General features: G+C 65.5%; 20 protein-coding genes. 16 read left to right on the plus strand and 4 right to left on the minus strand.

Going from position 1 to position 16899, the window contains the following annotated elements; genetic code table 11:
- Nucleotides 1-9: 9 nt before the first annotated feature.
- The 15 genes from IC63_RS17850 (at nt 10) to IC63_RS17860 (ending at nt 11815) form a co-directional block, all read left to right on the plus strand.
- Nucleotides 10-1884, plus strand: a complete 1875-nt coding sequence (locus IC63_RS17850; RefSeq protein WP_156965324.1) for a hypothetical protein — start codon at nt 10-12, stop codon at nt 1882-1884.
- Between the two features lie 86 nt (nt 1885-1970).
- Complete coding sequence (locus IC63_RS17855; protein ID WP_156965325.1) at nt 1971-2966, plus strand: hypothetical protein; 996 nt, start codon at nt 1971-1973, stop codon at nt 2964-2966.
- Nucleotides 2967-3113: 147 nt separating this feature from the next.
- Entirely contained in the window at nt 3114-3437 is a 324-nt protein-coding gene (locus tag IC63_RS03015) for a hypothetical protein (protein ID WP_036716812.1), read from the plus strand.
- 50 nt (nt 3438-3487) lie between these two features.
- Nucleotides 3488-3937 carry a hypothetical protein gene (locus IC63_RS03020; RefSeq protein WP_036716814.1) on the plus strand — a complete coding sequence of 150 codons (450 nt, stop codon included), beginning with the start codon at nt 3488-3490 and terminating at the stop codon, nt 3935-3937.
- Nucleotides 3938-3941: 4 nt separating this feature from the next.
- Complete coding sequence (locus IC63_RS16805; protein ID WP_052041824.1) at nt 3942-5288, plus strand: hypothetical protein; 1347 nt, start codon at nt 3942-3944, stop codon at nt 5286-5288.
- Nucleotides 5285-6526, plus strand: a complete 1242-nt coding sequence (locus tag IC63_RS03030) for a hypothetical protein (RefSeq protein ID WP_036716816.1) — start codon at nt 5285-5287, stop codon at nt 6524-6526. Before IC63_RS16805 ends, IC63_RS03030 begins: the two co-directional genes overlap by 4 nt.
- Nucleotides 6527-6543: 17 nt before the next feature.
- Nucleotides 6544-7941, plus strand: coding sequence for a DUF1800 domain-containing protein (locus tag IC63_RS03035; protein WP_198026228.1), 1398 nt, complete (start codon nt 6544-6546; stop codon nt 7939-7941).
- 246 nt (nt 7942-8187) lie between these two features.
- Nucleotides 8188-9300: a DUF1501 domain-containing protein gene (locus tag IC63_RS03040; RefSeq protein WP_156965326.1), complete on the plus strand. Its 1113-nt coding sequence runs from the start codon at nt 8188-8190 to the stop codon at nt 9298-9300.
- A gap of 26 nt (nt 9301-9326) precedes the next feature.
- Nucleotides 9327-9584 (plus strand): hypothetical protein, encoded by a 258-nt coding sequence (locus tag IC63_RS03045; RefSeq protein ID WP_036716818.1) that lies wholly within the window; start codon nt 9327-9329, stop codon nt 9582-9584.
- A complete protein-coding gene (locus tag IC63_RS03050) occupies nt 9581-9784 on the plus strand; it encodes a hypothetical protein (RefSeq protein WP_036716821.1) in 204 nt (67 codons plus the stop codon). Before IC63_RS03045 ends, IC63_RS03050 begins: the two co-directional genes overlap by 4 nt.
- A complete protein-coding gene (locus IC63_RS03055) occupies nt 9781-10179 on the plus strand; it encodes a hypothetical protein (protein ID WP_156965327.1) in 399 nt (132 codons plus the stop codon). The genes IC63_RS03050 and IC63_RS03055 overlap by 4 nt, the downstream gene beginning before the upstream one ends.
- Nucleotides 10180-10266: 87 nt before the next feature.
- Nucleotides 10267-10689 (plus strand): hypothetical protein, encoded by a 423-nt coding sequence (locus IC63_RS03060; protein WP_036716826.1) that lies wholly within the window; start codon nt 10267-10269, stop codon nt 10687-10689.
- Nucleotides 10689-11411 carry a lysozyme gene (locus IC63_RS03065; RefSeq protein ID WP_156965328.1) on the plus strand — a complete coding sequence of 241 codons (723 nt, stop codon included), beginning with the start codon at nt 10689-10691 and terminating at the stop codon, nt 11409-11411. The genes IC63_RS03060 and IC63_RS03065 overlap by 1 nt, the downstream gene beginning before the upstream one ends.
- 3 nt (nt 11412-11414) lie before the next feature.
- Nucleotides 11415-11651 (plus strand): hypothetical protein, encoded by a 237-nt coding sequence (locus IC63_RS03070; RefSeq protein ID WP_036716827.1) that lies wholly within the window; start codon nt 11415-11417, stop codon nt 11649-11651.
- Nucleotides 11651-11815, plus strand: a complete 165-nt coding sequence (locus IC63_RS17860) for a hypothetical protein (protein ID WP_156965329.1) — start codon at nt 11651-11653, stop codon at nt 11813-11815. The genes IC63_RS03070 and IC63_RS17860 overlap by 1 nt, the downstream gene beginning before the upstream one ends.
- Nucleotides 11816-12365: 550 nt before the next feature.
- Here the strand turns inward: IC63_RS17860 and IC63_RS03080 are convergent.
- The 4 genes from IC63_RS03080 to IC63_RS03095 all read right to left on the minus strand — a co-directional run bounded on the left by IC63_RS03080 (nt 12366) and on the right by IC63_RS03095 (nt 16323).
- Nucleotides 12366-12665 (minus strand): hypothetical protein, encoded by a 300-nt coding sequence (locus IC63_RS03080; protein WP_036716830.1) that lies wholly within the window; start codon nt 12663-12665, stop codon nt 12366-12368.
- Between the two features lie 699 nt (nt 12666-13364).
- On the minus strand, nt 13365-14147 hold the full coding sequence (locus IC63_RS03085) for an ABC transporter ATP-binding protein (RefSeq protein WP_052041828.1): 783 nt from the start codon (nt 14145-14147) through the stop codon (nt 13365-13367).
- The gene (locus tag IC63_RS03090) at nt 14141-15211 is read right to left on the minus strand and encodes a FecCD family ABC transporter permease (protein WP_036716832.1); all 1071 of its coding nucleotides are present in this window, start codon (nt 15209-15211) and stop codon (nt 14141-14143) included. The genes IC63_RS03085 and IC63_RS03090 overlap by 7 nt, the downstream gene beginning before the upstream one ends.
- Complete coding sequence (locus IC63_RS03095) at nt 15211-16323, minus strand: ABC transporter substrate-binding protein (RefSeq protein WP_036716835.1); 1113 nt, start codon at nt 16321-16323, stop codon at nt 15211-15213. Before IC63_RS03095 ends, IC63_RS03090 begins: the two co-directional genes overlap by 1 nt.
- Nucleotides 16324-16570: 247 nt before the next feature.
- Between IC63_RS03095 and IC63_RS03100 the strand changes: the two genes are divergently transcribed.
- Nucleotides 16571-16858: an N-6 DNA methylase gene (locus IC63_RS03100; protein ID WP_198026229.1), complete on the plus strand. Its 288-nt coding sequence runs from the start codon at nt 16571-16573 to the stop codon at nt 16856-16858.
- Nucleotides 16859-16899: the final 41 nt, after the last annotated feature.

Consider the following 16899-nt stretch of genomic DNA (forward strand, 5'->3'; position numbering starts at 1 on the left):
GAGGGCGACATGGCGTTGCAGTTCAACCCGCTTCTGACGGCGGTATTTCAAAATGGCGTTCCGGTCAGCAAGAACGAGGTCTCGCAACTGTTCGGTCAGGTGCGCGACTGGCTTGAGACTGCCCTCTACAGAAACACACGGGTATACGCCTCTCGCGACGATGCGGTCACAGCAATTGTCAACGAGCCACCCGCCCCCGCCGTGGTCAGGGTCATCACCATAGAGAATGACGCTTTGGTCGTCAGAGGGCGAAATCATCCTTCCCCTGATCCCCTATTCAGCACCGGCGACCCTTGGGGAGAATTACTCCGTCTCGACAAGTCTGATTTGAGCCAACCGCAGCGCTTGGCGACCTTTTACTTCAACCGGGCTGATGCGGTTGCGGGGCTGCCGGCGGTACCTGCTGATGTGTACAGGGTGCTGTCGATCGAAGGGGGCGTTCTGACCATCCGCGCCCGCGAGTTGACGACGGATGATCCTCTGTTTTCCACCGGGGCACGATGGGGTGTACAGCAACGCATTAATGTCGCCGCGTTATCGACAGCCATAGCCGCCGAGGCGCAGGCGCGCCAATCGGCACTTCAAGATGAGGAGTCCGCTCGAAGTGCCGCGATAGCAGAAGCATCCGACCTGCTGCGGGCCGCTGACGCCGAATTGTCCCTGCGCATCGATGCTCTGTCAATTTCGGCATCCTTGGGGCTTTATGTTGCATCCTCCGTTCAAGATGGCCTCGATAACACTGAGGATGGCGATGTCTTCTTGCTGATTGACGCTGGGTCTGCCGCGTTCACCCGCAACCTGAGTGGACAGGCGGTGGAACTGTACCGCTTTGTCAGCGGGCGCGCCATTGATCTACGCCCGCTTCCTTTCGCAACGCGCGTCGATGCAGAAGGAGCGAGCATTCCGGTCGAGGTTGGTCAGATTGTCGTAGGCGGTCTGGAGTATCGCCGCGACCCAGAGGGCATGGCGCTGCAAACACAGGATGGCGCCAGATGGTCGCCCCGGGGAACCCCTACGACCGCACATTTCGCGACTGTTCAAGAGGCAATTGATTGGGTCGGCGGGCGAGGAGGAGACCTCTTAGTTCCCCCTGGTATAACGTCATCGCCAGCGCTCAATCTAACGAAGCTCGGGGCGGGGGGCCGGCGTGTCATTCTTAGGGGTGTGAGTGAGGAGTCCTGCCTCATGATTACCCCTGGCACTGACGGCAACCTGATCTACGCCGGATCATCTACTGTGTCAGGAGGGGCATTGGGTTGGACGTTTCGTGACATGACGATCGAGTGCGGCGTGGGGGCGGCAGGAACCACAGGCGTCTTCCTCGAGCGAGCCAATACGGCTGAGTTCAAGAACGTCCGCTTCGTCGGTGTGGCTGATGCAATTGCAGCTGCGAATACCTTCAGTGTTCTGGTCGAAAGCTGTTGGGGTCTAAATCTTGAGGGAGATTTTTTCCGGGCCGATACGCAGATCTATCATCTAAAAATGCGAGACAACAAAGTCTTCGGGATTGGTGGCTATCTGGCTCAGTTCAAGTCCACCGTGCCAAGTCGAAACGTCGTCATCGAAGGAAATGACACAGAGGTCTGTGGCGGAGCTGTAAAGTCGGCGGGCAAGATTTCGGCATTCCGCTATGTCGGGAACTACCTAGAGCAGGCTTCCGGTCAAATCTTCGACTTCGCTCAGCGGGTTCGCGGCAGCATTGTTGCCAACGACCTGCAGCTTTCGGTGCCGAACCACATCGAAAACTTCAGCGGGCGGATTGACGAAAACACGCTCTACGAACAGGTCATCTCCTACGCCGACACTTGTGAAATCCGGTCATCCGAGGACAACGAAGTCGGACCCGGGTCAAGCATCCCGCGCGTACCATCCGCTGCGGTCTAAAGGGACGGTCCCGTCAGTCGGCCGCCGCCCTCGTGTTGACCACCTCCGCTGCGCTAGCCATAACGCGCTGAAGATGGAGGTACTCAATGCACAACTTGGTCGTGGTAGGCGGCTCGAACAGTCTGATGGGAAAGGGTTGGTCGACCCGTTTTCGCGAATCATGCGGCAGCAGCACTGGTTTCAGGAACTTATCTATTGGCGCTGCTACCTCGCTCATGGGGATCTATCGTATGATGCGAAATGAAATCCCGGACGGCGCCACGGTGCTTTGGGAATACGCGCTGAATGAGTCAAACCACTTTAAAGCCGGGCAATCCTGCGAAAGCCTGATCCATCACCTCGACTGGTTCATGGAGACAGCGCGACGGAGAAATATCCGTGTTCTGCCGTTACAATTCTGGAACCGGCCAGAAGTTCTAGGCGATGCACCGAACGATTATCGCGTCGCCTTGCGCGAACGATTTGCGGCCTACGGCCTGCGCCAGATCGACACGCACGAACTATTACTGCGCTTTGCGAGCGAACAGCAGATGTCGTTGGAGAAGCTCTATCTAGACGACATGCACTATGCCATCGATACGGGTTTTCTGGACGACTTGGTTCGGATCGTAACTGAGCGACTTGACGATGCCGCCGTGCCGTGTGCCGTCGAACGGCTGCAGGATGCGGCATTGGAACTTTGTGTGCCGGACGGTGCTATGGAGCGATTTGAAAACAGTGTGTTCCAGGCGGACAGCTATCCGCTCGACGGCGACGAGCTGTCGATTGCAGCGCAAGGAGCCCTACTGGCCTCGTTCGTCATCGCGGGCAATGAAGCGGGTGCCGTGACTATTTCTGCCGACGGCTACCCGATAGGCACCTATTCCCTGCAAGCGGCTGGGCTGAAACCCGAAGGCCGCATCCTCAAGCACATTGTTCACTGGAAGGCGGCCGACGATCTTAGGAAGGTCCGCAGCGGACTAGTGCTGGCAGGCGCGCAACCGCATAGCCGGCCCATCGTCCAGAATATGTACAAATGGAACGTACATTGCGCCGAGGAGCCGCGGCGTGATGCGTATTTATGCGCGCTGCTCGAACACTGATCTGGTCTTGCCCGCGTCCAGCCGCTTTGGGGCCACAGGGAAGCGTCCGACGCGGTGCGGGGAAAACACCGTCATCAAGACCGCCTTTGTAGACGACCTCGATCAGTGCAATGGGAACTTCCTCATCGGCGCGCCGAATGGGTCGATATGCGCACGGACAACGACCACGCCGCGGAGTTGGCTGCGGCGCGCGAATTGGCTTCGCTGAGCAAGATCGAGTTCGTGATGTCCTGCATGGAGTTCGGGCTACTGTCCCCGCCCGAGGCGATCGCCGCTGCGCGCGGTGAAATCCCGGAAAGCTTCACGCATGTCGTGGAATCCCTGTCCCCCATGCAGCGCGACTATGCCTGCGTCTATTGGGCCGGGGCGCGGCAGATCAACCGCGCGGACCCGTTCATCGCCGCCGTGGCCGCCGCGGCGGGCATCAGCGACGACACGCTGGACGACCTGTTCCAGGAGCAGCGCGCCTGACCCACGCCTGACCCCGCTGACCACCCCCGCCGCCTGCGGGCGGATTTCTCATGGAGATCATCATGGCAACTCTACCGACGACGACACTGACCGGCGAGGTCCAGACATTTGAGGGCGACCCGATTGTTTCCGGGAGCATCACGTTCACCCCGACCGGGGTTGACGTGGACGCTGCGACCGGCGCCATCGTCGCCGCCCAGGCGGTCACGGCGGCGATCACGAATGGCGTGATGGAGCCGGTCAACCTGTATCCGAACAGCGCCGGGGTCAAGGGCACGACCTACAAGGTCGAGGTCACGCCCGGCAACGGGGCCAAGTTCGGGCTGGATGCGATTTTCGTCGGGGACGACGACACATCGCTGGGCGACCTGATCCTGGCCGGGTCTGCGGCCAAGGCGGCCGGCGCGGCGAAAACGGTCTTGACCACTGCCGCCAAATACCAGGCCGACCTGACTGCGGGGAAGCTCGCCCCCAACACGCTGTATCTCGTGAAAGGCTGATCCCATGCTCGCGGATTTCATCGCGCGGTTCACCGCCGCATACATCGTGGACAAGGCCGGCGCATCGCAGCAGGTGGATTTCCGCGATCACCTGGGGGATTCGCTGCTTACCGGCGAGACGACGCCTGTGATGGTCGCCCCGACCATCACGACGCAGCCCAGCATCACCGGCGGCACCACGACCGGCAGCGTGCTGACGCTGAACGAGGGGGCGGCGAGCGGGACGTCTGCGCCGACCGGCGCGATCCAGTGGCTGCGCAGAACGACCGCGATCAGCGGCGCGACCGGCGCGACCTATACGCTGGTCTCTGGCGACGTGGGGCAGGCGATCTCGGCGCGGGTGACGTGGACCAACAGCGCGGGCAGCGTGCAGGCAACCTCGAACGCGATCACCGGGCAGGCGCCTGCGGCAACGCCAGCTCCGGCGGCAACCACAGCCCCCAGCATCAACCCCGCCAGCGCCACGGTCGGCGACAGCGTGACCCTGACGCTTGGCATCTGGTCCAACGCGTCCAGCGTGAGCGGCGTCCTGATGCAAGGCGGCGTGGACCGGACCTCGGAAATCGTGGATCAGGTCTGGTCGCCGGGGGTTTCGGGGGCCTATACATGGACCGTGACGGCGACTGGTCCCGGCGGCACGACGACGCATCCGGCGATCAATGGCACCGTGGGGGCGACGGCGCCGGCTGGACCGGACGCGGCAAACTATCTGCTCTACGCTGACAACGACACGCCGCAGACCGTTGTCACCGAGGCAGACACGGCTATCAGCCCGAACGGCACCCGCGTGACGGCCGTGCAGTCCGAAGGCACCCTCGGCATCCCTCTGGCGCAGTCGGCTACCAACACCAACGTGGTCATGGACCATGCTACCGGGTGGGACTTCCAAGTCGGCAAATATCTTACCTCGGGCGCTGTCAACATCCCGATCGAGGACGGCCTGATCGCGCTGGCCGAGTTCACGGTCGAGGGCACGGGCGGCACCCAGCGCATTCTTGACCTTATCGGTCTTGGAGCTTTGCGGATCGCCACGGCAACCATGCAGTCTTACGTGCCGAGCGCCACGAACGGCGGCGCCGGGAACCTGAATAACGCCGCTGGCACCGCCGTTGTCGGGACAAAGTATCTTCTGGCGCTTGAACTGGATCGGGTCAACCAGCGGGTTCGTTACCGGGACGCTGTGACCGGGGAGATCAAAAGCGTCGCCGCCTCGCTGGCTGACACGCTGGCGGTCACTGAAATTCAGGTGGGGGGCTCGTCGAGCGCCATTATCCACAAGATCGGCCTGCGGCGCCGCACCTCGGCCACGACCCTTGAAGAGTCCATCGCGGATTTTCTGGCGGGGGCGTGACGGCCCCGGAACAGCAACCCGTCACGCTGATGCTACTTGAGGGCCAGTCCGAAGCCCTCGGCCCCAACGCGGGCGGGCTGACCGGCCCGGACGGCACGACCAAGCTGCGGGCCTTGTTCACCAGCCCGGATGTGCTGATGTTCGCGGGACTAAAGCGGGCGGACGGGGCAAGCATCTCGTCGGCGTCCATGCCGCTGCTGGGTGGATACGATCAGGCTGTGGACGCCACCGGGGTCATGCCATCGACCGGCGTCGGCAACATCCCGATGGGGCTGATCTCTGCCATCGCCTTGAAAGAGGCGGGGCTGATCACCGACAGCAAGGTGCTGTTCCACTTCGGCGGCGCGGGCGGGCAGGAAGTCCTGACCTTCGACGACGACCCGACAACGGGCCTGACCGACAGCCGGGCGATGGCACTGTGGGGAAATGCCGAGTTCATCGCCCGGCAGGCGGCGAAAGCCTATGGGGTGGGGAATATCCACCTGCCGTATTTCGGTTGGCACCAGGGGGCGGGGGACCGGCTGCTGGCGCGGAACGAATACAAGGCCCGCTTCGATGTGATGATAGAGGACCGCCTGGCGATGTATCGCTCGGTCTTGGGGCTGACCACCGATCCGCGGCTGATGATGTATCAGTCTGCCACTTCGCCGCAGCCGGGATCGCCGTGCGCGATGGTGTTCGACCAGTTGGACATCATCGGGGCGCGGGGCGGGGTGCTGGTCGCGCCCAGCTACGGGATCAAGTGGAACACCAGCGACGACCACCCGAGCGTCCAGGGGTGGCTGATCCAGTCCTTGCTGTTCGCATGGGCAGCCGAAACCCCGAACAACTGGAACCTGATGCCGCCGGTTTCGGCGCCCATGTCCAACGGGCAGATGGAAATCGCTATCAGCGTCCGCCCCGACGAGACGCTGCTGGCCGACGTCGGCCGGTTCGCTGACTACGGAGGCGACCCGGCGCACCTGGGGCTGAAAGCAGTCGGCGGTGGCAGCATCGGCGAGGTCACCGTGCAGGCAGATCGCCTGATCGTCGGCACCACCGGCACGATCACCGCGATCCAGTATGCCCACCACCTGATGAACGCTGGGCCGCACACAGTCACCCCAGACGCGGCTGGCGACTATTACCTCAATTCACGAGGCAACCTGCGGACCAGCCTGACCCGCGCGGTCAACTTCAGGGGCTACAACCTGACGCTGGAACGCTGGGTGCCGCGCTTTGAGGTGCTGGTGCAATGACAGCAGAGGACATGACGATGATCCCCCACACCACGCTCGACGCCTCGGCCGCTGATCTGCGCGCCATGGCTGACAAGCTGGCTGCGCTTGCCGACCAGATGCGCCCGCTGCCGCCGGAACCGGAACCTGCGCCCGAGCCGCCGCTGACCGCGTTTGGCGTCCGGTTCGGCTACGGCCCAGCCGCCGCGACCGTGCCCGAGGCCATCGCGGACGTGCAGGCCATCGCCGCCCTGCCGCCGCTGGTGACGCAGGCTGAGGCGCAGCAGTTCCATGTGGACTACAACGCCAACGCCGGCAGCGACACGCGGCTGTGGCGCGAGCGGGCGAGGGACTATCGCCGGGCCGAGGTCCGTGGGCGGATCTCGCGCGGGCTGACCGGGCTGGGCGTCGGCAACCGCCTACACAGCTTCTGGGCTGACCACTTCACCACGCTGCCGAAGAACTACCAGACCTATCCGATGCAGGTCAGCATGACCGAGGAAGCCGTCCGGCCGCACATCGCCGGGCGCTTTGCCGACATGCTGAAAGCGGCCGATCTGCACCCGGTGATGATGTTCTTCCTCGATCAGGTGGCGTCTGCCGGCGACAACTCGCCGTTCGCCCTGTCCCGTCCCGGCACCGGGCTGAACGAGAACCTGGGCCGCGAGCTGATCGAACTGCACACGATCGGCGTCGCCGGTCCCTACACGCAGGACGACGTGCGCGAGGCGTCGAACCTGCTGGCCGGGATGATCTACGGCGCCTATCAGGGCGTGCGCTATGACGTGAAGCGCGCCGAACCGGGCGTCGAGACGGTGCTGGGGGTCGAATACCCGGACGACAGCATCGCCGAAATCCACCGCATGATGGACGACCTGGCCCGGCGCCCGGAAACGGCGCGGCATCTGGCGACCAAGCTGGCGGTGCATTTCCTGGGCGACGAGCCGCTCGAGCTGATCGACGAGATGGCCGCAGCCTATCTCGCCAACGACACCGCGCTGGTGCCGGTCTACGAGGTTCTGTTCTCGCATCGGTCGTGGCCCGGCGCGAAACTTCGCAAGCCGCTGGACTGGATGATCGCGGGGCTGCGCGCCTTGGGCGTGACCCCGGCCGAAGCCGAGGCGCTGCCGGGCAGTTTCATCGACGCCTTCATCCTCGAGCCGCTGGGCATCATGGGGCAGCCGTGGGACGGCCAAGGCGGCCCGGACGGCTGGCCCGAGCAGGCCGAGGCGTGGTTGGCCCCGAACCAGCTGGCGGCGCGGCTGGACTGGGCCATGACGGCCCCGACTGCGCTGTTCACCCAGCTTGGCCGGATGCTGCCCGACCCGCGCCTGCCGGGCCTGACCGACAACACCGCGCTGTGGGTCGGCCGCGCGCAATCCGCAGAGGCGGGCATCGCCGCCATGCTCACCAGCCCTGAACTGCAAAGGAGCTGACCATGACCTGTATCTGTGGATGGGGAGGCCCTGGGCCGTGTCCTTGCCCCGGCAACCCGTATCGCGCCGTCAGCGCGCCAGCCGCTGACAGGGGGTGGCAATGCCCTTCCTGCGGTCGTGGCAACGCGCCGTTCGTCACGCAATGCCCGTGCTTCAGTGAACGAAAGCCGGCCGTGGTAAAATTCCATTGTGGCGATCCCATTGGCAGTGTCTCCAGCGGGGGGACCACCGGAAAAGGCTTTCCCTATGACTGACATTCACGATTGCGAAGGCGGGCACCAGCAAGACCCGGTGCGGCTGATCTCGACCCCCGGCCAGCGCCGCATGGTGGTGCTGATCCTGCGTGGCGCGATGGACGGGCTGGACGCGGTGCAGCCCTACGGCGACCCGGCGCTGCGGACCCTGCGCAGCACGCTGTCCGTGGGGCCGCAGGGCGGCGCGCATGACCTCGACGGGTTCTATGCCCTGCACCCCAAGCTGGGCGCGCTGCTGCCGCTGTGGCAGGCCGGGGAACTGGCCTTCGCCCATGCAGTCTCGACCCCCTACCGCGACAAGCGCAGCCACTTCGACGGGCAGGACATCCTCGAAGCCGGGACCACCAGCCGCGACCGGCCGGACCTGACCGTCAAGAGCGGCTGGCTGAACCGCCTCGCCGCGACCATCCCCGGCGCGATGGAGGTCGTGCCGTTCGCGTGTTCGACCATGACGCCGATCATCGCCCGCAGCGAGTCCCCGTTCCTGACCTGGACCCCTGCGACCGACCTGGGCCTGTCGCACGACGACGTGACGCTGATGCAGCACGTCTATGCGCCGGACGGGCAGCTTTCGGCCGCGCTGGATCAGGCCATCGCCGCAGACCTGCTGATCCCCCCGGTCAAGAGCGGCCGCGAGGACGCCTCGGCCATCGCCACGCATCTGGGCAAGAGCGGCGGCATCGCCGTCGCGTCCATCGGCGGCTGGGACACCCACGGCAGCCAGGCCGAGACGCTGGCCGGCAAGCTGCCCGAGGTCGCTGATTTCGTCCTGACCATCAAGGCGGGCATGGCGCCCGAGGCATGGGCCAGCACCGTGATCTGTGTCGTGACCGAGTTCGGCCGCACCGCGCGCCAGAACGGCACCGGCGGCACCGACCACGGGACCGGCAGCGTGGCGATGTTCGCTGGCGGCGCGGTCGCGGGCGGGAAGGTCTATGGTCAGTGGCCGGGGCTGGGCAACCTCTATGCCGACCGCGACCTGCTGCCCACCAGCGACGTACGGGCATGGCTGGGCGCGGTGGTCCACGCGCACATGGGCGTCAGCCGCAGCGCGGTCGAGGGGGTCGTGTTCCCCGGCGTGACGCTGGCAGGGTGTCCGGTGTGAACGAATGACAGCGACATGGGGGCAGGATGATGGGTTGGCCAGAGATCATCGCGGCGCTCGGCGGCGGTGCGCGGGGCGTTGCCGAGGCAGGGATGGCTTTCGTCGTCTGGCGGCTGTGGTCCCGGCTGGTCGAGGTGCAGGACAAGCTGTCGGACGTGCAACAGACCGCCAGCAAGGAACTGCGCGAGATGCAATCAGCCTCTCACACGGCGCTTGCAGCCAATACGTCGGCCATCGCCGCCCTCACAGCCGCCGTGCAGACGATGGGGAGGGATCGGGGATGATGCGGTTCCTGCGAAACCTGTTCGGATGCGGCCGCCGAGAAGCGGCCTTCGACGAGGATTGGCAGCGCGAGAAGGCTGCGCGCGCTGAATTGAGGTTGCAGATCAGCGACGAGCTAATGCGGCTTGAAAACCAGGCCAAGACTGCCTCGGCGGCGGCGCGCCTGATCCGGCGACTGGAAAGGGACGTGACTCAATGTTGATCGACTATCTGCTGGTGTCATCGTCGCTGTTTGCGATCACCGGGGTTGCCATGCTGGCCTATGGCTATCGCGCCAGCCTGTTCAGCGGGGACCCCGCGACCCGCTGGTTCGCATGGTCTATGGCTCTCCTGTGTGCTTCGATCTTCTGGCGCCGGGCGACGTGGGATTTGATCAACCCCATCGTGATCGCGGGGCAGGTCGATCAGCGGCACTGGAACATCGCGTTCAATGTCCTGTGCATCGCCGGGGTCTATGCCGGGTTGCAGGCGCGACTGCTGCTGATCCCGCAAGCCGAGCGCTGGCGCTGGCACTGGTTCACATGCTGGATGCACCCCGGCTTGCTGCGATTTCGGACCGACCGCCCAGTGGCGCCGCATGAGGACCGCCAGCGCTGATCCAACTTTCAGGCCGCAAAGTTTAGGCCCGCTCACCCTCAACCGCAGTTTGCCCCGCCTCGTGCGGGGCTTTTTCGTGGAGCCGCCATGCTGCCCATCACCAACATCCGGCCGATCGACGGCGCCAACGGCCGCAACTGGCCGGGGTTCGTCGTCATCAACCCGGCAGCCCGCTATCCGGCTGCGGTCTGGGCGCAAGAGGCATTCGAGGCCGAATACCGGCTGAACCCGATCAAATGGTGGCGGGTCCGCACCAGCAACGCGGCGTGGCAGGACATGCAGATCCTGTCGCACGAGATCGAGACGCTGGCCGCCGTGGCCGTCTGTGGCGTCAACGCCACCAGCTATCGGCTGGCCGAGGCCCGCGCGATGCACCGCGGCTATGGCGGCCGGCTGGCACACCTGACGCCCGAGGTCATCGCCGCCCGCATGTCGGACGTGAGCCCGCAGGCGGCGCGCTGGGTGAGCCGAAATCTCGACAGGATCAAGCGATACACGGAGGTGCGGTGATGAAGGCCAGTGACAAGGGAATCGCCTTCCTGGTGGCTCACGAGGGGATCGTTCCGGGGCCTTACTGGGACTCAGCCAATCCGCCTGTCCTCACGTTCGGGATCGGGCACACGAGTGCGGCTGGAGACCCGGACCCGGCCAAGATGCCGCGCGGTATGCCCGCCGATCTGGATGCCGCGCTGCGCGATGTGTTCCGCGTGTTCCGAACCGACCTCGCCAAATACGAGGCAGAGGTGCGGCGTGCCCTCAATGGCATGAAGGTGCAGCAGCACGAGTTCGACGCCGCCCTGGCCTTCCATTTCGACACCGGGGCCATCGCAAGGGCATCGTGGGTGAAAAGCTGGCGCGCGGGCAACCGCCGGGCGGCCGAGGTCGAGTTTATGAACTGGCGCAGCCCGGCAAGCATCATCCCGCGCCGCAAAGAGGAACGCAACCTGTGGGCGACCGGGCAATACGGGGCCAAGCGGGCGGCCGTCTGGCCGGTCAGCGCGGCCGGGAAGATCACATGGAAGGCCGTGCGCACGCTGTCGCAGTCGGAAGTTATCGCCATGCTGCGGCCCGATGAAGTGGCGCGCCCACCCGGCAAGCCGGCCGATGGCGGATGGACCGCGCCCGCCGCCCCTGTCCCCACCTCCGCGCAAGCCAGCGCCCCCAAGCTGGGTGCGCTTCTCATCGCCGCTCTTGCCGCCGCTCTGGCGGCCTATGTCAAATCGAAAGGTTGAGCCATGCTGAAAGGTGCCTTCGGGCTTATCATCCGCTACGTCCTCTATGCGATCGGTGCCGGCTTGGCGGGGGCCGGGCTGGCCACCATGGCTGCAGGTAGCGACACCCTCTGCATCAGCATCAACCAGGTGACGGAATACGTCGCAACCGGCCTGTCGATGCTGCTGGGCGGATCGGCGACTTTCGTCGGGACTGCCATCTGGTCCCGGATCGTGAAGCGCAAGGGTGGCGTGACCTGATGCTGGACCGCGACCAGATTGCCGACTGGAACTGCCCGGCTACCTATGCCGTCACCGACGCGGGCATGGTCGTGCAGCGCGGTCACGAGGTGCTGCTGACCATTCCGCGGGACAGGTTTCCGGACCTGATCCTGCGGATGGCGACGGTGCTGCGGAAGGGGTGACCTGCGGACGGGATGCCGGGCAAACCGGCCCGGTTCCCACTTTCCTGATTCGTGCACGGTCTGTCCGGCCCGTGTTTCTCACAGATGCTCTTGATATTGCACGGCGCGGCAGCGGATTAAAAATTCGCGTGTCGGCGGTTCAAATCCGTCTCCGGGCACCACTCCTTCTCGTTGATATTGCTGGTTCTTTTGACGACGGCTTTGGATGCTAGGCCGTTGGCCTACGCCACTTTCCCCGTGCGGGGCTGCACCGGGGCTTCAGATGGACCGCGGTTCTGTGGCCGATGTGATCAGCAGGGTTTAGCGAGTGAGCGGCTCATGAGGCCGGGATCACGGTTCAAGTTCGTTAACCAGTTCCGACGCACTTCGCCACTCGGACTGTAAGCCTCGACGAACTCCTCTGCCGCTGGTCCATCGTCTTCGACCCATGCTCCGTGGCCTCGGATCACGGCACTCCCCTCATCTTCGAACCATATGCGCACTCGACCACCGGGTGCCGAGATACGGCCTGGCAACGCCAGGCGTGTCATCAGGTGCCGGGCCCGGCGGATTAGCCCTCCGACGGTTCGGCCGGCGGCCCATCGAGCAACTGCCAGATCATGTTCATGCGCGCTTGCGTCATCAGTTGCGACTTGGTCAGCATGTCCTGTGTATCCAAGATTGTCTTGGTCTGTTCTTCGAGCTTGGCCACTGACACCTTCAGGAGATCGAGGGCTTCTTGTTGCCGCGTCAGAAGGGACACCAACCGTTGCCCCAAGCCCTCCTCGTCGTCCTCCGGACGCTCGAGAAGCTCCAGCAGACGGTGGAGAGGTTTGATCAATTCCTCCAGACGGACGAATTCCGTCGCCATGGGTGAAGGATTGGGCGCAGTTTCAATAGTTCCGAAGTGCCCATCTCACTGGCGTGCTCGATCTGAGTCGGCCAGTCCTGACCCCGGCATCCGCGGAACCACGTCCCTCCGGGGAACTGGAAGGCCACAGGCAATCAGGCTCGCGGAATCTCTCTATGTGTCAGGGATTCGCTTGTGACGCGGCATCCAGCCGGAAGTAGGCGTTGCGACCCACATCCGGTGCAGGATCACACCAATCCGCCGCGTGAGGGCCACCATCTTCCGCTTTGCACCGCCGCCGTGCAAGCTGAGCGCTGCCCATGTCCTCGGCCATGAAGCCCGCCCCCCGCAGCCTATGCTGCCCGACTCGCTGCAACGGGCGATCGGTTCTACAAAACGGAGGCGCTCCGCCGACCGCCTATTGCTCCCTCCGCGCAAGAGGGCTGCTGTCATCCGCCGGCTCTAGTTTCGAGTGGATGGGTGTCGGGGGTCCGCACGGGCGTGCCGGGTGATCGGCTAAGGCGATCCCCGGGGCGGGCTGGGGCTGGCCAGAGCGCAGGGCATCATCGGGCGGCTTGGCGGGCGGATCATCGTGGCCAACGGCGACCCGCGCGTGTTGGTGCAGACCGTCGAGCTGCCGCTGGGCTGAACGCGCCGAGGGCTTCTCAGGATCGCATCAGCCGCGCGCGTCAGGCCGGGAACGAAGCCCCTCGGTCATGCTCACGCCGCCCGGATGTCGCGGCCCATCTCGTCGTGCAGCGGGCCATCGACGATCAGCTGCGGACAGCCGCGCCGGCACGGCTCGATCCGGGCGCGGACGGCATAGGTGCCCGCCAGCATCGTCTCGGTGATGACCTCGGCCGTCGGGCCTGCGGCGCGCAGGCGCCCGTCCGCCAGCACCAGCGTCTGCGCGGCATAGCGCAGTGCCTGGTTCAGGTCGTGCAGCGCCACGATGGCGACCATGCCGCTGGCTGCGGCCGAGTCGCGCACCAGCTCCAGCACCTCGACCTGCCGGTGCAGATCCAGGGCCGAGGTCGGCTCGTCCATCAGCAGCACGTCTGGTTCGCGCACCAGCACCTGCGCCAGTGACACCAGCTGGCGCTGCCCGCCCGACAGCTCGCCCAGGTTGCGCGAGGCCAAGGGCGCGATGTTCAGCAGGTCCAGCACCGCGTCGCTGCGGGCCAGTTCCGCGTCAGTCACGCGCCAGCCGCCGCGCCCGCCGCGCCCGGCCAGCAGGATGCTTTCGAACACCGTCAGCACCGCGTTGGCGCCGGTGTCCTGCGGCATATAGCAGATGCCGCCGCGATGGGCGCCCGTGACGGTGACGGTCCCGGTGCCCTTCAGCACCCCGGCGATGCGGCGGAACAGCGTGGACTTGCCCGCCGCGTTGGGACCGACCAGCGCGGTCAGTTGGCCGCCCGCCAGCGCAGGGACGCTGACGCCGGACAGCACGTCGCGCCCGCCCAGCCGGGCGCCGAGGTCGGAAAGGGTCAGGGTCACCATGCGCGGCCTCGGTTCGAAAAGATCAGCACGACGAAAAACGGCACCCCCACCAGCGCGGTGACGACGCCCACCGGCAGGATCGCGCCGGGGATCAGCATCTTGGACAGGACCGAGGTCGCCGACAGCATCGCCGCCCCCGCCAGCGCAGAGGCGGGCAGGAAGAAGCGCTGGTCCTCGCCCACCAGCATCCGGGCGATATGCGGGCCGACCAGGCCGACAAAGCCGATGGTTCCGACGAAGGCGACCGGCACCGCCGCCAGCAGCGCGACCAGCATCATCACCCGCAGCCGCAGGCCGCGCACATCGATGCCCATCGCCGCCGCCTTGTCATCGCCCAGCCGCAGCGTGGTCAGCGCCCAAGCCTGCCGCATCATCAGCGGCAGGACCAGCGCCAGCACCCCCGCGATGATCGCCACCTTGGGCCAGGTCGCCTTGGTCAGGCTGCCCATGGTCCAGAACACCACCGCGCCAAGCGCCTGTTCGGACGCCAGGAACTGCATCAGCGCCAGCGCCGCGTTGAAGGTGAACACCAGCGCGATGCCCAGCAGCACGATGGTTTCCACCGCCACCCCGCGCATTCCCGAGGCAAAATGAATGATCATTGCCGCCGCCATGGCCATCACAAAGGCATTCAGCGGCACCGCCCATGACAGCGCGCCGGGCACGCCGATGCCGACCACGATCGCCAGCGCCGCACCAAAGCTGGCCGCGGCCGAGATGCCCAGCGTGAAGGGGCTGGCGAGCGGGTTGCCGAGGATCGTCTGCATCTGCGCCCCCGACACCGACAGCGCCGCGCCGGTGACGACTGCCAGCAGGGCGATGGGCATGCGGATCGACCAGATCACCACCCGCTGCTGCACATCGACGCCGCCCGCGTCGAACAGCGCCGCCAGCACCTGGGCGATGGTATAGTTCGCCGGCCCCAGCGCCATGTCGAAGCCGATCGACACGGCCAGCGCCAGCAGGATCAGCGCCAGCAGAACGATCCGCCGCGCCGCCCGCGCCCGATAAGCGGCGCCCCCCGAGGGGACCGCCGCAGCCGGGGCCATGTCGAGCGCCGTCATCACTCGCCCTTCAGCGACACGAACAGGCCCGGCTGATAGCCCACCGGCAGGAACTTTTCGTGGAACGCCTGCATGGTGGCGCTCGGGTCGACGTCCGCGAACGCCTCGGGGTGCAGCCATTTGCCCAGTTGCTGGACGGCGGCGAACTGATAGGGGCTGTTATAGAACTGGTGCCAGATGGCGTGGACGTTGCCGTCCTGAACCGCCTTGACGCCGGTAAAGGCCGGGCGCTGCATCAGCGCCGCCAGCTTGTCCCGCGCCTTGTCCATGTCGGACCCCGGCCCCATGCCGACCCAAGCGCCGCCGGGGGCGGAGCTTTCCCATTCGCCCCCCGTCACGACGATCTGCGCCGGGTCCGCCGCGATGATCTGTTCGGGGTTCACCGTGCCGAAGGTGGCCGGGATGATGTCCCTGGCCATGTTGGTGCCGCCCGCCATCTCGACCATGCGGCCGAAGTTCTCGTCCCCGAAGGACATGCAGCAGTCGTCGGAATAGCCGCCCGCACGTTCCACGAAGACCACCGGGCGGTCGCTGACGGACGCCAGCCGTTTCGCGGTGTCGTCCAGCACCTCCTTGCGGAAGGCGATCAGATCCTCGGCCACCTGGGCGCGGTCGAACAGCTGGCCGATCAGCCGCAGGCTGGGCTCGGTGTTCTGCATCGGCTTTTCGCGGAAATCGACATAGACGACGGGGATGCCCGCGGCGGCCAGCTTTTCGACGGCGCCGGATTCCTCGGTCGAGGTTCTGGCCACGATATTCATCATCACCACGTCAGGCTTCAGCGTCACCGCCTGCTCGATGTCGAAGGTGCCGTCCTTGACGCCTCCGAAGGTCGGCAGGGCGTCGGCGTCCGGCCATTTCGCCTTGTAGGCCGCCCAGGTGCCGGGGTCGTTCTTCTTGAGGTCGTCCCGCCAGCCGACGACGCGCTGGAACGGCGCCTCCTTGTCCAGCGCCGCGACCACGTAAAGCTGGCGCCCTTCGCCCAGCAGCACGCGGTCCACGGGCAGGTCGACCGTGACCTCGCGCCCGGCGAAGTCGGTGACGGTGGTCGGCTGGGCCCACAGGGGCGTGGCGGCGAGAATCAGGGTGGCCGAGGCCAGGGTCAGACGCATGGGGGCGTTCCGGTTTGAACTCTGACCGCGGTCTTTTCATGTCATACTAAATTAGTCAACATCTAATCCGACTATTTAGGTATACTATGAGTGGCGGGCGTTCGGTGGTGGGCCTCGGCCGCCACAATTCCCCCTTGCCGGTCAACCGGCGCACCCATCTTCGACCCTCATCCCCGGCGCGCCCCTCACATCCGGCGCCGATTCTGCGCGGTTGGTCCTGCTGTTGCCGCACCTCGACGGACTCGGCATGGCAAGCGCCTTTGATCCCAAGATTGGCGAGACGGTTTGCGATCCGGCCTGCGGCACGGGTTGCTTCCTTCTCGCAGCCTATGACCACATGAAGACCGAGACCCAGGACCGCTTGAAGCTGCGCGCCCTGCGCCATACCGCTTTCGCCGGCGTCGACATCGTGGACGAAGTGGTGCGCCTGTGTGCGATGAACCTCTATCTCACGGGATCGGCAACGGGGGCAGCCCCGTGGTCCAGGGTGACGCGCTCGCTAATGATGGCGGCGGGCGGTTCAAGGTCGTGCTGACGAACCCGCCCTTCGGGAAGAAGTCGAGTTACAAGGTGGTG

It is taken from the genome of Paracoccus sphaerophysae, assembly GCF_000763805.1.
GTDB classification, from domain to species: domain Bacteria; phylum Pseudomonadota; class Alphaproteobacteria; order Rhodobacterales; family Rhodobacteraceae; genus Paracoccus; species Paracoccus sphaerophysae.

Bases quoted from the DNA above. Each gene is read 5' to 3' on its own strand.
- IC63_RS17850 (WP_156965324.1), top strand. From the start codon at position 10: ATGGCGTTGCAGTTCAACCCGCTTCTGACGGCGGTATTTCAAAATGGC.
- IC63_RS03045 (WP_036716818.1), top strand. From the start codon at position 9,327: ATGATGGGTTGGCCAGAGATCATCGCGGCGCTCGGCGGCGGTGCGCGG.
- IC63_RS03065 (WP_156965328.1), top strand. From the start codon at position 10,689: ATGAAGGCCAGTGACAAGGGAATCGCCTTCCTGGTGGCTCACGAGGGG.
- IC63_RS03060 (WP_036716826.1), top strand. From the start codon at position 10,267: ATGCTGCCCATCACCAACATCCGGCCGATCGACGGCGCCAACGGCCGC.
- IC63_RS17855 (WP_156965325.1), top strand. From the start codon at position 1,971: ATGCACAACTTGGTCGTGGTAGGCGGCTCGAACAGTCTGATGGGAAAG.
- IC63_RS03090 (WP_036716832.1), bottom strand. From the start codon at position 15,211: ATGACGGCGCTCGACATGGCCCCGGCTGCGGCGGTCCCCTCGGGGGGC.
- IC63_RS03015 (WP_036716812.1), top strand. From the start codon at position 3,114: ATGCGCACGGACAACGACCACGCCGCGGAGTTGGCTGCGGCGCGCGAA.
- IC63_RS03040 (WP_156965326.1), top strand. From the start codon at position 8,188: ATGACTGACATTCACGATTGCGAAGGCGGGCACCAGCAAGACCCGGTG.
- IC63_RS03085 (WP_052041828.1), bottom strand. From the start codon at position 14,147: ATGGTGACCCTGACCCTTTCCGACCTCGGCGCCCGGCTGGGCGGGCGC.
- IC63_RS03050 (WP_036716821.1), top strand. From the start codon at position 9,581: ATGATGCGGTTCCTGCGAAACCTGTTCGGATGCGGCCGCCGAGAAGCG.
- IC63_RS17860 (WP_156965329.1), top strand. From the start codon at position 11,651: ATGCTGGACCGCGACCAGATTGCCGACTGGAACTGCCCGGCTACCTAT.
- IC63_RS03095 (WP_036716835.1), bottom strand. From the start codon at position 16,323: ATGCGTCTGACCCTGGCCTCGGCCACCCTGATTCTCGCCGCCACGCCC.
- IC63_RS03035 (WP_198026228.1), top strand. From the start codon at position 6,544: ATGATCCCCCACACCACGCTCGACGCCTCGGCCGCTGATCTGCGCGCC.
- IC63_RS03100 (WP_198026229.1), top strand. From the start codon at position 16,571: ATGGCAAGCGCCTTTGATCCCAAGATTGGCGAGACGGTTTGCGATCCG.
- IC63_RS03080 (WP_036716830.1), bottom strand. From the start codon at position 12,665: ATGGCGACGGAATTCGTCCGTCTGGAGGAATTGATCAAACCTCTCCAC.
- IC63_RS03020 (WP_036716814.1), top strand. From the start codon at position 3,488: ATGGAGATCATCATGGCAACTCTACCGACGACGACACTGACCGGCGAG.
- IC63_RS03070 (WP_036716827.1), top strand. From the start codon at position 11,415: ATGCTGAAAGGTGCCTTCGGGCTTATCATCCGCTACGTCCTCTATGCG.
- IC63_RS16805 (WP_052041824.1), top strand. From the start codon at position 3,942: ATGCTCGCGGATTTCATCGCGCGGTTCACCGCCGCATACATCGTGGAC.